Annotated in this window: 10 protein-coding genes; 8 read left to right on the top strand and 2 right to left on the bottom strand. The window is 69.8% G+C overall.

Features of this window, described 5'->3' with window-relative positions; genetic code table 11:
* Positions 1 to 43: 43 nt before the first annotated feature.
* A complete protein-coding gene (locus ACG0Z3_RS03315) occupies positions 44 to 3571 on the bottom strand; it encodes an alpha-1,6-glucosidase domain-containing protein (protein WP_394395242.1) in 3528 nt (1175 codons plus the stop codon).
* Between the two features lie 217 nt (positions 3572 to 3788).
* Here ACG0Z3_RS03315 and ACG0Z3_RS03310 point away from each other — a divergent pair, with 217 nt between their 5' ends.
* Positions 3789 to 7364, top strand: coding sequence for an alpha-1,6-glucosidase domain-containing protein (locus ACG0Z3_RS03310; protein ID WP_394395241.1), 3576 nt, complete (start codon positions 3789 to 3791; stop codon positions 7362 to 7364).
* An 11-nt stretch (positions 7365 to 7375) separates the two neighbouring features.
* On the top strand, positions 7376 to 7930 hold the full coding sequence (locus tag ACG0Z3_RS03305; protein WP_394395240.1) for a PEP-CTERM sorting domain-containing protein: 555 nt from the start codon (positions 7376 to 7378) through the stop codon (positions 7928 to 7930).
* A gap of 13 nt (positions 7931 to 7943) precedes the next feature.
* Here the strand turns inward: ACG0Z3_RS03305 and truD are convergent, their stop codons facing one another.
* Positions 7944 to 8969 (bottom strand): tRNA pseudouridine(13) synthase TruD, encoded by a 1026-nt coding sequence (gene truD / locus ACG0Z3_RS03300; RefSeq protein ID WP_394395239.1) that lies wholly within the window; start codon positions 8967 to 8969, stop codon positions 7944 to 7946.
* A 143-nt stretch (positions 8970 to 9112) separates the two neighbouring features.
* On the opposite strand from truD, the gene modB reads away from it, so the two are divergent.
* The 6 genes from modB to ACG0Z3_RS03270 all read left to right on the top strand — a co-directional run bounded on the left by modB (position 9113) and on the right by ACG0Z3_RS03270 (position 13637).
* Entirely contained in the window at positions 9113 to 9799 is a 687-nt protein-coding gene (gene modB, locus ACG0Z3_RS03295) for a molybdate ABC transporter permease subunit (protein ID WP_394395238.1), read from the top strand.
* On the top strand, positions 9799 to 10533 hold the full coding sequence (modA, locus tag ACG0Z3_RS03290; protein WP_394395237.1) for a molybdate ABC transporter substrate-binding protein: 735 nt from the start codon (positions 9799 to 9801) through the stop codon (positions 10531 to 10533). Before modB ends, modA begins: the two co-directional genes overlap by 1 nt.
* Positions 10530 to 11240 carry an ABC transporter ATP-binding protein gene (locus ACG0Z3_RS03285; protein WP_394395236.1) on the top strand — a complete coding sequence of 237 codons (711 nt, stop codon included), beginning with the start codon at positions 10530 to 10532 and terminating at the stop codon, positions 11238 to 11240. The genes modA and ACG0Z3_RS03285 overlap by 4 nt, the downstream gene beginning before the upstream one ends.
* Complete coding sequence (locus ACG0Z3_RS03280; protein WP_394395234.1) at positions 11237 to 12034, top strand: TOBE domain-containing protein; 798 nt, start codon at positions 11237 to 11239, stop codon at positions 12032 to 12034. Before ACG0Z3_RS03285 ends, ACG0Z3_RS03280 begins: the two co-directional genes overlap by 4 nt.
* 103 nt (positions 12035 to 12137) lie before the next feature.
* A complete protein-coding gene (locus ACG0Z3_RS03275; RefSeq protein WP_394395233.1) occupies positions 12138 to 12587 on the top strand; it encodes a GNAT family N-acetyltransferase in 450 nt (149 codons plus the stop codon).
* A gap of 60 nt (positions 12588 to 12647) precedes the next feature.
* Positions 12648 to 13637 carry an LLM class flavin-dependent oxidoreductase gene (locus ACG0Z3_RS03270; RefSeq protein ID WP_394395232.1) on the top strand — a complete coding sequence of 330 codons (990 nt, stop codon included), beginning with the start codon at positions 12648 to 12650 and terminating at the stop codon, positions 13635 to 13637.
* Positions 13638 to 13648 lie beyond the last annotated feature (11 nt).

The following is a 13648-nucleotide window of genomic DNA, read 5'->3' as shown; positions in this document are numbered from 1 at the left end:
CCAGCTTAGTCCCGCGCCGCGCACCTGTCTGCAGTCACCCCGGTCAGGGCAGCACGAACACCACTGCCGATCGCCCCGGCAGCGTGAAGCGGCCGGTGGCACTGTCGAAGCCAGCGCCGATGGCCACACGCTGGTCAGCGGCGCCAGCCGCCTTGTGCACCGGGTGCAGTTGCAGCGCCTGGCCCACCTCGCCGGGCACAGTCAGCGTATGCGTGGCTTTGTCGACGTTGAACAGGTAGACGATGCGCTTGAAGCCTGCGCCCACGTAGCCGTTGCCGTCCAGCGTGGCGGCCAGCACAACCGGGTTCTGGCCCGAGCCGGTGTTCAGGAACTTCAGGCGCTCCTTGATGTCGTCGGCCGTGCGCAGGCGGAACAGCGTGGAGCTGGCGCGGATCTTCAGCACGTCGCGGAAGGCGTCGCGCATCCACGCGATGTCGCCCGGCGCCGGCTTGATGGCCGCGTTGGCAAGGAAGGGCTTGAGCATCGGCCAGTCCGCACTGTTGTCCGCCGCGCGCGGCGCGCCGGTGCCGAAGTAGTTGTCCTGATAGCTCCAGTCCAGCCGGTTAAACCAGTCGCCGCTGTCGTAGCTGTTCTTGTCCAGCGACTTGCTGCGCAGCACGTCAGTGCCGGCGTGGAAGTAGGCCACGCCCTGGCTGAACGCGTTGATCGCGTTGGCCAGCAGCTGCACGCGGGCGCGGTCTTCGCGGCTGGTCGTGGTGGGCAGGCGCAGCGCCAGCACGTCGAACAGCGTCAGGTTGTCGTGGTTCTCGACGTAGTTGACGACCTCGTCCGGCTGGGTGCTCCAGCCGATGCTGTTGCCCAGGCTCTCGGCGGTGACGGTGGCATCCCAGTGCGTCGTGAACGTGTAGCTGCGCAGGCTGCCGGCCAGGCTGGCCTTGAGCTGGTCGCCAAGCCACATCAGGTCGGTCTTGCTGCGCGTGCCGGCGGACGGGTTGGGGTCGTAGAACAGGCCGCTGACGAAGCCCTGGTTGCTGACGAGCGCGCTGCCGCTGTCACAGCAGCCGCCGCCGCGCACGGCATCGCGGATGATGGGATTGAAGCTGCCAATGCCCGAGCCGTTCAGGCTGTAGAGCGTTGCCTGCACGAAGCGGGCGCCGTCGGTCACCTCGCCGAAGTTCCAGCCCTCGCCGATCAGCTGGATGTCGCGACCCAGCACAGTCTTCAGGCGCGACTTCATCGCCTCCATGACGCTGCGCGGCTGGTGGCCCATGATGTCGAAGCGGAAGGAGTCGATCTTGTAGTCGCGCGCCCACTGCAGCACGGAGTCGCTCATGAGTTTGCCCATCATGAGGTGCTCGGTGGCGGTGTTGTCGCAGCAGGTGGAGGTCTCGACCTTGCCGGTCGTATTCAGCCGGTGGTAGTAGCCCGGCACGATGCGGTCCAGCACCGACTTCTCGTTTTGACCCGAGGCCGTGGTGTGGTTGTAGACCACGTCCATGCCCACGCGCAGGCCGGCGTTCTTCAGGCCCAGGACCATCTGGCGGAACTCGACGATGCGCTTGGCGCCGTCGGCCGCGTCGGACGCGTAGCTGCCCTCGGGGGCGTTGTAGTGGTACGGGTCGTAGCCCCAGTTGAAGCAGTCGCTGCCGGCCGTGGTGGACACGACGGCCTGCTGGGTCTCGGCATCGGCGGCGCCGGTCGGCGTGGGCGTGGTGCAGCCGCTCTCCGGTACCGAGGCCAGGTCGAACGTGGGCAGCAGGTGCACGTCGGTCAGGCCCGCGTCGGCCAGCGCCTTCAGATGCTTCATGCCGTTGGATCCTGCCTCCGTGAAGGCCAGGTACTTGCCGCGGTTGGCGGCAGTCACGGTGGCGTCGTTAGCCGAGAAGTCGCGCACGTGCAGCTCGTAAATGGACATGTCGGTCTGCGCGGCCACCTTGGTGGACGCGGCCAGCGCATCCCATCCCGCGGGCTTGAGGTTGGCGGCGCCCAGGTCGGCGATGTAGCTGCGCTTGGAGTCGGTCGTCAGGCTGACGGCATAGGGGTCGGTGACGAAGTTGCGCACCACGCCGGCGCCGCGCACGAACACCTCGACGGCGAAGCGGTAGTACTTGCCGGACAGGTCGCCCGGCTTGCTGACGCTCCACACGCCGGTGGCAGAGTCGAAGGCCAGCGCGTCGACGGTCCTGGCGTCGCCGCTGCCCGTGTCATAGGTGAAGACGGTGACCTTCTGCGCGGTCGGCGCCCACAGCTTGAACGTGGTCTGGCCCCCGGCGATCTTCACGCCCAGCTCGTTGACGTTGGCGGCCGCGGCGTACAGGTCATCCAGCGCGCCGGGGGTCTGGGCGCTGGTGGCGTTCTGCACGTTGCCGGCACTGTCTTCCTGCACCAGCAGCAGCTGCTTCTTGTGCAGTTCGCCGAGCTGGGCGAGGTCGGCATCCTTGACGGCCAGCACGACGCCGGCGCTAATGAACTTGAAGCGCGTGGCCACGGCCGTGGGCACGCTGCCGGTGAAGCGCTCCAGCGTCAGCGCACCGTCCGCGCCGGCGACTTTGCCGTCCTTGGTGGCCGTGATCTGCGCGGTGGCCGAGTGGTAGAGCTTGAAGCTGCCGCTGGCATCCACCTGCGGCCATTGCACGAGCTGCTTGGTCAGCCAGTAGGCACGGGCGTCGGTGGTGGAGACGCTGCGCGTGTCCGGCGCGGCCGGGTAGACCTGCGGGTCGCCCTGCACCAGCCACACCTCGGCGATCTGGTTCCTGATCGCGAACGAACCGAAATCCACGCGGATGTTGTCGACCCGGCCGTCCTTGTTGGCCTCGTTGGGCGACATGCCGTGGACGATGAACTCCAGCGCCTTGTGCGACGCGTCGCCCTTGGGGTTGAGCACAGGCAGGTCGAAGACGACCTCGCCCGCGTTGACCGCCGCGTAGTTGAGCATCTTGCTGAAGGCCGCGGGGTTGGGCCAGTCGCCGATGTTGACGCCAGCGGGCACGCGCGCCGTGTCCAGGCCGCTGCCGCCCCACAGGTGAAGGCCCCAGGCGGCGAAGCCGCCGTCGAAGCGCTTGTAGTGCACGCGCACGGTCGTCACGTCCGGCGCGCCGGTGGTCAGCGGGTTGGCGGTGTAGGTGGCGCCATCGCCCTCGATGCGCCAGATCTCGTTGACGCCGGCCTTGAGCACCCAGCTCTGGTCCGCGCCGCCGTGGTCCTTGGTGTCGCCCTTATGGAAGAGGTAGCCCACCGAACCCGTCTGTGCGGCTAGCGGCACGTGGTAGACCGCGCCGAAGGCGTCGGTGCTGTCGGCGTTGCGGCCGGCGTTCCAGTCCACACCCGCTGCCACGCCCCAGTGGTGCAGCTGCCAGCCGCTGTAGTCGCCGGCGGCGCGGCGGTAGTGGACAGTCAGCGTCGTTGGGGCGCCGCTGGTGGGGGTGCTGGCTGCCGGGCTGGCGGGCTGCACGTTCAGCACTTTCTGGAAGCTGGTCTCGTTGCCGATGTCCAAGCCCGCCGGCGGCGCGGGCGTGGGGCTTGGAGTGGGCGTGGCGCTGCCACCCCCACCGCAGGCCACCAGGGCCAGGGCGGTGAAGAAGGCGCAGAAGCGGTGTTTCAGAACATGCATGCGGGGTCTCCGGGGCTGCGCTCGCCGGCAATGTGCAGTGAGGCGCCGATGTTGTTGGAAAGAAGCAAAACTACATTCATTGCCTCAATCATGGCCATACCAGCCAGACGGCGCGCATTTCCGCACAGAAGAACGACAGAGCACACAGTAGTTCCACCAGCTTTTGTTTGTAGTTTTACTTCATTAGCATTCGCAAACTTCGAAGGAGACAACAAGCATGGAGACTTGGGCGGGTGGTGTCGCGCAACGAGCGCGCAAGCTGGCAGGCGCCTTGGCGCTGGGCCTGATGGGGTTGTTGAGCGCCTGCGGCGGCGGCATGGAGGCGGCGCCACAGGCGCCCACCAGCCGGGCCAGCACGGCGGTCAGCGAGGACGGCGTGGAGCTGCTGGCCGGCGTGCCCGCGCCTGAGACGGCTCGCGCACGGATCGCAGCGGTGGCCACACCGGCCGAGCCTGCCACCTCGCTACGCGTGCACTACCGCCGCGCCGATGGCAACCATGCCGGCTGGCAGCTCCACAGCTGGGGTGCGGCGCAAAGCCCGAACTGGAACGCCGGCTGGAACGCCGCCGGTAGCACCGACTTCGGCGTCTACTACGACGTGCCGCTCGCGGCCGGCACCGGCAACGTCGGCTTCCTGCTGCACCAGGGCGACACCAAGGACAACGGCGGCAACGACCAGAACTACGCGCTGCAGGCCGGTGCCAACGAGATCTGGCGCCTGGAGGGTGACAGCAACAGCTACACCAGCAACCCGCTGCTGCTGCCCGCGCCGGACATCAAGACCGTGCGCGTGCACTACAAGCGCTTCGACGGCAACTACAGCGCCTGGGGCCTGCACCTGTGGAACGGCAGCGGGCTAGACGCCGCGCGCCTGCCCGCCGGCGTCACCATCGACCGCTGGAACCAGCCGGTGGCGCTCAACGCCATGCCTGGCCACGCGGCCGGCGACGGTGAGGTGGTGTTCGACATCCCGGTGCTGAACCCACAGGGCGACGTCAACCGCAAGGGCCTGGAATTCATCATCCACGGCATGCCGGCCAACGAGAACGACAAGGACGGCCGCGACAACAACATCCGCGTCGAGTACACGGCGCTGAACATCCGCGATCAGATCGGCCATATCTGGCTGGTCGAGCGCGACCCGACCGTCTACACCGCCGCGCCCGACCTGCGCAGCGTCTCCAGCACCGACGCACGCGCCGTGTGGCTGAACAAGCGCCTGGTCAAGTGGCCGCGCTTGGCTAGCAACGGCAGCGTGCGCCTGTACCACTCTGCCTCCGGCCAGATCCGCGTGGGCCTGGACGCCCCGGTCAGCGGCGCCGACGGCTTCATCACGCTGGACGCATTCACCGGCAGCGTGCCTGCCGCCGACGCGCTGCGCTTCAAGTTTGTTGCCAGCGGCAGCGTCTTCAGCGTGCGCGACGCCGACATCGCCCGCCTGCCCGCGCTGCACCAGCAGCAACTGGTGCTGGTGCAGGAGAACGCCGCCGGCCTGGTGCAGAACGCCACAACGGCCCAGATCGCCGGCGCGCTGGACGATCTCTACGCCGCCGCTGCCGACGTGCCCGACCTGGGCGCTGTCGTCGCTCGCGGCGCCACCAGCTTCAAGCTCTGGGCGCCCACCGCCCAGGCCGTCTCGCTGGTGCTGACCGCGCCGCTGGGCAACTCGCCGCTGACCCGCACCACCACCGACGCCATGACCCGCGACGCCGCCACCGGCGTGTGGCGCCTGGCCAAGCCTGGCTCGCTGCAGGGCGCCACCTACCGCTACCAGGTGCAGGTGTTCGTGCGCGGCGTGGGCCTGGTGAAGAATCTGGTCACCGACCCCTACTCGCAAGGCCTGACCCTGGGCGGCCAGCAGAGCGTGGTGATGGACCTGAACGCCGGCGTCACCAAGCCGGCCGGCTGGGACCTGGGCGCACCGCCCGCCACCGTCAAGGCGCCGTCGGACCTCAGCATCTACGAGCTGCACGTGCGCGACTTCTCCATCAACGACGCCAGCGTGCCGGCCGCGCAGCGCGGCAAGTACCTCGCGTTCACGCAGCCGCAGTCCAACGGCATGAAGCACCTGAAGGCGCTGGCCGACGCAGGCCTGACCGACGTGCACCTGCTGCCCGTGTTCGACATCGCCAGCGTCAACGAAAAGAGCTGCACCACGCCCGCCCCCAGCGGCGCCGCCGACAGCGACGCCCAGCAGGCCGCCGTGGCCACCACCGCCGGCACCGACTGCTTCAACTGGGGCTACGACCCGCACCACTTCACGACGCCCGACGGCAGCTACGCCAGCAGCGCCGCCGACCCGCTGGCCCGTGTGTTGGAGTTCCGGCGCATGGTGCAGTCGCTGAACGCAGCCGGCCTGCGCGTGGGCATGGACATGGTCTACAACCACACGACCTCGTCCGGACAGAACGCCACCTCGGTGCTCGACAAGGCAGTGCCCGGCTACTACTTCCGCTACAACGCCACCGGCGGCATCGAGCGCTCGACCTGCTGCGAGAACACCGCCTCCGAGAATCTGATGATGGCCAAGCTGATGGTCGACTCGGCCGTCACCTGGGTGCGTGACTACCGCATCAGCTCACTGCGCTTTGACATCATGGGCCACCACCCGCGCGCGGTCATCGAGGCGTTGAAGGCCCGCGTCGAGGCCGCTGCAGGCCGCGCTGTGCAGATCGTCGGCGAGGGCTGGAACTTCGGCGAGGTCGCCAACGGCGCGCGCTTCGTTCAGGCCGAGATGCTGAGCCTGAACGGCTCGGGAATCGGCAGCTTCAACCCGCTGATGCGCGACGCGGTGCGCGGTGGCGGCTGCTGCGACAGCGGCAACGCCATCGTCGCCAACCAGGGCTATGTGAACGGCTTCTTCTACGACGCCAACGGAAGCAACGGCGCGCAAACACGCGGCGAGCTGATGTGGCTGGCCGACCGCATCAAGGCCTCGCTGGCGGGCTCCATTCGCAGTTTCCAGATGCAGACGAGCTGGGATGCCACGCTGCGCCTGGACCAGATCGACGTAGGCGGCATCCCCGCCGGCTGGACGCTGGAGCCGGGCGAGGTCGTCAACTACGTGGAGAACCACGACAACCTGACCCTGTTCGACAACAACGCCTTCCGCCTGCCTACCGGCACCAGCAAGGAAGACCGTGCCCGCGTGCAGATCCTGGCCAACGCGATCAATGCGTTCAGCCAGGGCGTGGCCTACTTCCACGCCGGCACGGACGTGCTGCGCAGCAAGTCGCTGGACAAGAACAGCTACGACAGCGGCGACTGGTTCAACCGGCTGGACTGGAGCTACCAGGACAACAACTTCGGCGTCGGCCTGCCGCCCGCGCGCGACAACGCCGACAACTGGGCGCTGGCCCGCCCACTGCTGGCCAACCCGCTCATCAAGCCGCATGCCAACGACATCGCTTGGACCCGCGACGCCTTCCGCGACCTGCTCAAGATCCGCAACAGCACCACGCTGCTGCGCCTGCGCACGGCCGAGGACATCAAGGCGCGCCTGAGCTTCCTGAATACCGGTTCGGCGCAGGAACCCACGGTGCTGGTGGGCCGGGTCGATGGCGTTGGCTACGCCGGAGCCAACTTCGACGAGCTGGTCTACCTGATCAACGTCGACAAGACCCCCAAGCAGCTGAGCTTCCCCGTGCTGGCCGGCCGCCCGCTGGTGCTGCACCCGGCGCACGGCGCTGACCAGCGCGCCCGCGCCGCCAGCTTCGACCGCGCAACCGGCAGCTTCAGCCTGCCGGCCCGCACCGCCGTCGTCTTCGTCGCGCCCCGCGCGGCGGCCAACTGAGAGATCTCGTCATGAGCAAGACATATCGCCACCTCGCCGCCACGGCCGCAGCCGCCACGCTGGGCCTGGCGGCCCTCACTGCGCAGGCAGCCGATGTCGTCGTCGATGTCGCTGGCACCTCCAGCGTCAACGGCTTCGGCGAGGACGGCAATACCGTGCTGCTGGTGGACGTGGGCGCTCAAAGCCGCCTCACCCGCTTCGACTGGAACGTCGTGCTGGAAGCCTTTGCGCCAAGCAGCCTGTCGGAGCTGCGCGTCAGCTTCGGCAACACCGGCGGCCTGATGCTGGACTGGGCGCCCGCCGCCGACGACACCTTCAGCGGCAGCGGCAGCTACAGCGGCACGCTGGACCTCGCCGGCCTGGATCTAGCCGTCGGCGCCGACGGCCAGCTGCGCATCGAGTTCAGCGAGAGCTTCAAGGACTTCGATCCCGGCGTGGCCGAGGGCCGCTGGGTCAGCGGTCAGCTCAGCTTCGGCGTCAGCCCCGTCCCTGAGCCCGCCAGCGCGGCGCTGCTGCTGGCCGGGCTGGGCCTGGTGGCCGGCGCGCGCCGCCTGCGCTGCGACTGAGCGCGCACCGCACTCACTCAGCGGGCGCCGGCGCAGCCTCCGCGTGCCGCTCGGGCTCGGTGGCGCACAGGATCTCGTCCAGCACCGACGTGGCGTAGTTTCCGGCGGGCAGCGAGAAGCTCAGCACCAGCTCGTCAGGCTGCGGCCAGTCCCAGGCCATGTCGGCCGGGAGGGCCACCAGCGCGCGGCGCTCCTGCTCGAGGCCGGCGTACTCCATGCCGTCGCACAGGCTGGCGTGGCGGGCGGCCACGCCCATCTCCAGCGCCTGCGCCTGCTCGCTCGTCGCCACGCGGCCACGGCCCCACAGCGGCCCGGTGGGCCGGCCCGCCTCGTCCATCACATCGCCCGGCAAGGCTTGGCCCCACAGGCCCTGCTGGATGCGTTGCGCCAGCACCTCGTTGAAGACAAAGGAGCGCACCGCCGACAGGTAGATTCCCTTCTTCTTCGGGTTGCGCACGCGGATCTCGCGCGCCAGCATGGCGCGGCCCTGCTCGACGTTGCCGCCGTCGAAGCCGAAGCGCTGGGCGCCGAAGTAATTGGGCACGCCCTGCGCAGCCACGGCGCGCAAGTTGGACTCCAGCGCATCACGGTCACCGGCCACGTCGCGAAGCACGAGGCGAAAGGCATTACCGCGCAGATCGCCCGGGCGCAGCTTCTTCACATGGCGGCTCTGGGACAGCACCTTGAACTCGGGATGCTGCAGCATGGTCAGGTCGGGCGTCTCGGCCTTGCCCTTGCCATAGGGCAGATAGATGCTGAACCACTGGCGGGTCACGGCGTAGCGGTCCTTGAGGCCGGCATAACCCACGTCGCGCTCGTCCACGCCGGCGGCCGCAGCCAGTTGCTGGGCGACGAAGGCGGTGTTGGCACCGTTCTTCTCCACGTCCAGCCAAAGGTGCTCGCCCTCGCCGGACGGCAGCTGCAGCGGCAGCTCGGTGACGATGAAGTCCTCGTTGTGGCGCTTCAGCGCGGCGCTGGCGCCGCTGACGGGATGGGCGCGGGGCCATAGCGGCAAGGTCGTGTAGTGGGCGTCGGTCATGAGGGAGGCGGGCAGCCGCAACGAAGGCGAGGCAGTCAAAACCGGATTTTCGTCCCGCGCACACGCGGCCAGGCGCGCGTTGCCCGCCCCATCATCATGCAGCCGTCGCCGGATTCGCGATGTAGTCAACTACATTACGCACCATGCCTACCGCGCTCTGGACCGAGTTCGACGCCGCGCCGCTGGCGCTGACGCTGCGCGTGGCCGGCCTGGCCACGGGGCTGGCGCTGGTGCTGGGCGTCGCATTGGGCTGGGTGTTCGCACGCACACGCCTTCCCGGGCGCGGCGTGCTGGAGGCCGTCTGCATGCTGCCGCTGGTGCTGCCGCCCACCGTCCTGGGCTATGGCCTACTGGTGCTGATGGGCCGCCACGGAGCTCTTGGCGGCTGGCTGCGCGAGCACTTCGACTACACGGTCATCTTCCACTGGCATGGCGCCGTCATCGCGTCCACGCTGGTGGCGCTGCCGCTGGTGCTCAAGGGCGCGAGCAGCTCATTCGCGCAGGTGGATCGCCAGCTGGAGGCCGCCGCGCGCACCCTGCGCCAGTCGGGCTGGAGCACCTTCGCGCGCGTGACGCTGCCGCTGGCCTGGCCCGGCATCCTGGCCGGCACGCTGCTGGCATTCGCCCGCGCGATGGGCGAGTTCGGCGCGTCGCTGATGGTGGCCGGCTCCATCCCCGGCCAGACGCAAACCGCCTCCATGGCCATCTACGACGCCGTTCAGGCCGGCCGCGACGACGTCGCGCTGCTCCTGGCGCTGATCGTGTCGGCCGTGTCCGTGGCCATCCTCGTGCTGTCCAACCGCTTCCTGCAACGCGCCCCCTCGCCGTGATGAAACGCCTGATTGCCGCCCTCGCCTGCTCCCTGCCGCTGCTGGCCGCCGCGCAGCAGCTGACCGTCTCCGCCGCCGCGAGCCTGACGGAGGCATTCAAGGAGATCGGCACCCGATTCGAGGCCATGAAGCCGGGCGCGACCGTGCGCTTCAACTTCGCCGCCTCCGGCGTGCTCGTGCAGCAGATCGTGCAGGGCGCACCAGTGGACGTGTTCGCCAGCGCCGACCAGGACAGCATGGACCGCGCCGTGGCGCACCACGCGATCGCGCCCGACACGCGCCGCAACTTCGCCGCCAACGCGCTGGTGCTGGTGACGCCGCCCGGCAGCGCCGTGCAGCGCCTGGCCGACTTGGCAGAACCGGACGTGAAGCGCATCGCCATCGGCAAAGTGGCCTCCGTGCCGGTGGGCCGCTACACGCAGCAGGCGCTGGGCAGCGCGCAGCTCTGGTCGGCGCTGGCACCCAAGCTCGTGTTTGCGGACAACGTGCGCCAGGTGCTGGACTACGTGGCCCGCGGTGAAGTGGAGGCCGGCGTCGTCTACCGCACTGACGCCGGCATCGCCGCGAGCAAGGTGCGCGTGGCGGCCACGGTGACCGGCCACGCGCCCATCAGCTATCCGGTGGCCGCCGTGGCGGACAGCCGGCAGCCCGTGCTTGCGCGGGACTTCATCGGCTTCCTCCACGGCGCCGAGGCGCAGGCCATCCTCGCCAGGTACGGTTTCGCGCGGCCGTGATCGACATCCGCCTCCAGCTCTCGGTCCAGGACGCACGCCGACGCTTCGACCTGAATATCGCCTTCGCGACCGACGCGCCGGTCGTCGCGCTGTACGGGCCGTCGGGCGCGGGCAAGTCGCTGACGCTGCAGGCCATCGCCGGCCTGCAGCCAGTGAGCGCCGGCCATGTGCGGCTGAACGGGCACACGCTGCTGGACACCGCCGCCGGCACCTGCCTGCCTCCCGAGGCGCGTGGCGTGGGCTATCTGTTCCAGCACTACGCCCTATTCCCCCACCTCAGCGTGCGCGACAACATCGCCTTCGGCTTGACCAGCTGGCGCCGCCGCCTGCGCGCCGGCGACGCCGCGCGCGTGGACGCGCTGATCGCGTCCTTCGGCCTCGAAGCGCTGGCGCACAGCCGGCCGTCCACGCTGTCCGGCGGCCAGCAGCAGCGCGTGGCATTGGCGCGGGCGTTGGCCTGCCAGCCGCAGGTGCTACTGCTGGACGAGCCTTTCGCCGCACTGCACACCACGCTGCGCCGCCAGCTGCGCGCCGAACTGCGCGAGCTGCGCCAGCGCCTGGCCATCCCCACCCTGCTCGTCAGCCACGACCCTGAGGACGTGGTGGCCCTGGCCGACGAGGTGCTGCTGATGGACGGTGGCGGCGTGCAGGCCCGGCTGCGCGCCGACGACCCGGGCCTGCGCGCGTCGTTGGAGGCAGCACCGTGAACGGGGGCGACCACCCGCTGCTGCAAGGCGAGCTGCGCCTGGCCGGCCGGCTGGACGGCCGCTTCTTCGATCTGCTGGCCGCACTGGCGCTGACCGGTTCGCTGCACAAGGCCGCCCGCGCCGCCGGCTACAGCTACAAGGGTGCCTGGCTGGTGCTGGACGCCGCCCAGGCCCTGACCCGCACGCCGCTGGCCGACAAGGCCGCCGGCGGCACGGGCGGCGGCGGCACGCGGCTGACCGCCGAGGGCCAGGCCTTGCTCGCTGCCTGGCGCGCGCTGCAGGCCAGGCACACCGCCTTCCTACACGAACAGGCCGCCTGGCTGGCCACCCAACCGGCGCTGGACGCGCTGCTGAAGAGGATGAGCATGAAGACCACCGCCCGTAACCAGTTCCTGGGCCGCATTGCCGACGTGACCCCTGGGCCGACAACGACCACGGTGCGCGTTGCACTGGACGGTGGCCAGGCGGTGACGGCGGCCATGACGACCGAAGCCGCCGCCGAGCTGGACGTGCAACCCGGCCAGCAGGCGCTGGCGCTGGTGAAGAGCAGCGAGGTCGTGCTGGTGACCGACTTCGGCGGCTACCGCCTCTCGGCGCGCAACCAGCTGGCCGGCACCGTGTCGCGCGTGGAGCGCGGTGCGGTGTCATCGCTGATCGGCCTGACGCTGCCCGGCGGAACGGTCGTGACGGCCAGCGTCACCAACGACGCCGTGGACGGCCTGGCGCTCGCGGCGGGCCAGCCAGCGACGGCCGTTTTTAAGGCCTATGCCGTCATGCTGGCCGTGCGCACGTAGGGCGGGTCGCGACCCGCCGTTTCCGAGAGCGGAGCCCCGTACCTCGCGCCCTCAATCCACCGGGACGGTGGGTGACGACCCAACCAAAGTGAAATCAACCCCCATGCCCATCAGCCTTGAAACCGCACGCCAGCCCGAGGTCATCGCGCTGATCGCCGACCTCGATGCCTACCAGGACAGCCTGTACCCCGCCGAGGCGCGCTACGCGCTCGACCTGGACGCGCTGTGCCAGCCCGAGGTGCTGTTTGCCGTGGCCCGAGACGCGCAGGCCGTGGCACGCGGCTGCGCGGCGGTGGTGCTGGGCGCCACGCATGGCGAACTCAAGCGCATGTATGTTCAGCCGGACGCGCGCGGCGCCGGCCTCGCGCGCCAGATCCTGCAAGTGCTAGAAGACGCAGCACGGGCGCGCGGCTGCCCACAGCTGCTGCTGGAGACCGGGCCGTATCAGCCAGAGGCCCTGGCCTTCTACGCGGGCCGGGGGTGCGTGCGGCGCGGCCCGTTCGGCGACTACCCCGAGCACCCGCTGAGCGTGTTCATGGGCAAGCGGCTGTAAGCACAGGCACCCAAGGCCCCACCCCGGCAAGGCCAAGCCGGCCTCACGAAGATGACGCCCATGCCTGCCCTGCCCCCACTGTCCATCCTCGACCTCGCACCCGTCGTGGAGGGTGCCAGCACGCGCGACGCGCTGCTCAACAGCCTGGACCTCGTCAAGCTCGCCGATGAGCTGGGTTACACGCGCTACTGGGTGGCCGAGCATCACAACATGGAAGGCGTGGCCAGTTCGGCCACGGCCGTGCTGATCGGCCAGTTGGCAGCGGCGTCACGGCGCATCCGCGTCGGCGCGGGCGGCATCATGCTGCCCAACCACGCGCCGCTGACCATCGCCGAGCAGTTCGGCACCCTAGCCGAGCTCTTCCCCGGCCGCATCGACCTCGGCCTGGGGCGCGCGCCCGGCACCGACCGGCCCACGATGCGCGCACTGCGCCGCAACCTGGAGAGCAGCGGCGAGGACGGCTTCCCGAACGATGTGCTGGAGCTGCAGGGCTATCTCGCACCGGCCACCCACGAAGCCGCCGTGCACGCCGTACCGGGCCAGGGCACCGAGGTGCCAATCTGGCTGCTGGGCTCCAGCCTGTACAGCGCGCAGCTGGCCGCCTACCTGGGCCTGCCGTTCGCATTCGCGTCGCACTTCGCGCCGGAGATGCTGATGCAGGCGCTGGATATCTACCGCAGCGCGTACCGGCCCAGCGCGCGCCATCCCAAGCCGCATGCGATGGTGGGCCTGAACGTGCTTGTCGCGCCGACCGATGGCGAGGCGCAGCAACTCTTCACGTCCATCCAGCAGCGCTTCCTCGGCATGGTGCGCGGCCGGCGCGGCAAGCTGCCGGCCCCGGTGGCCAGCATGGACGCGCTGTGGTCGCCGGCCGAGCGGCTGCAGGTGGAGCGCATGCTCAGCGAAGCGGTCGTGGGCTCGCCACAGACCGTGCGCGCGGGCCTGGCTGCCACGGCCGAACGCACCGGCGCCGACGAGTTCATCGCGGCCTGCGCCGTGCACGACCACGCCGCGCGGCGGCGCTCCTACGAGCTGCTGGCCGGGCTCTGAGCCCGCGCCCG

Origin of the sequence: Pelomonas margarita (assembly GCF_043555875.1) — a bacterium.
Classification (GTDB): Bacteria; Pseudomonadota; Gammaproteobacteria; order Burkholderiales; family Burkholderiaceae_C; genus Pelomonas; species Pelomonas margarita.
This window is presented reverse-complemented; position numbering and strand designations above follow the sequence as displayed.

Bases quoted from the DNA above. Each gene is read 5' to 3' on its own strand.
- ACG0Z3_RS03270 (WP_394395232.1), top strand. From the start codon at position 12,648: ATGCCTGCCCTGCCCCCACTGTCCATCCTCGACCTCGCACCCGTCGTG.
- ACG0Z3_RS03275 (WP_394395233.1), top strand. From the start codon at position 12,138: ATGCCCATCAGCCTTGAAACCGCACGCCAGCCCGAGGTCATCGCGCTG.
- modB (WP_394395238.1), top strand. From the start codon at position 9,113: ATGCCTACCGCGCTCTGGACCGAGTTCGACGCCGCGCCGCTGGCGCTG.
- ACG0Z3_RS03310 (WP_394395241.1), top strand. From the start codon at position 3,789: ATGGAGACTTGGGCGGGTGGTGTCGCGCAACGAGCGCGCAAGCTGGCA.
- ACG0Z3_RS03305 (WP_394395240.1), top strand. From the start codon at position 7,376: ATGAGCAAGACATATCGCCACCTCGCCGCCACGGCCGCAGCCGCCACG.
- modA (WP_394395237.1), top strand. From the start codon at position 9,799: ATGAAACGCCTGATTGCCGCCCTCGCCTGCTCCCTGCCGCTGCTGGCC.
- truD (WP_394395239.1), bottom strand. From the start codon at position 8,969: ATGACCGACGCCCACTACACGACCTTGCCGCTATGGCCCCGCGCCCAT.
- ACG0Z3_RS03315 (WP_394395242.1), bottom strand. From the start codon at position 3,571: ATGCATGTTCTGAAACACCGCTTCTGCGCCTTCTTCACCGCCCTGGCC.